This is a genomic window from Bradyrhizobium sp. 23AC (assembly GCF_054863025.1).
Window position 1 is genome coordinate 1 of sequence record NZ_JAVAYN010000283.1, and the last position, 241, is coordinate 241.

Below are 241 nucleotides of genomic sequence, written 5' to 3' on the forward strand. Positions count from 1 at the left end.
AAGACCCGGATACTGGGATCAGTGAGGACGGAAAGCAGGTCAACGAACCTGTGACGGAAGCCATCAATCATCCGATTGGCCACGTCGCGGAGGCACTGCTAAATCTTTGGTTCGAACGCAAGCCCAATGACAATGAAGGGCTGCCTGCTGGCATCGAGCCGTTTTTCACAGCGATGTGCGATATTGGAGTCGCGCGCTTCCGTCACGGGCGGGTGTTGTTGGCGTCACGTCTGATCGCGTT

The 241-nt window shown here is 56.4% G+C and carries 1 protein-coding gene; it reads left to right on the forward strand.

From position 1 onward, the window contains the following. Positions 1–241 (forward strand): hypothetical protein (locus RAD10_RS42450; protein ID WP_461622086.1); only part of this gene is annotated, 241 nt, incomplete at both ends.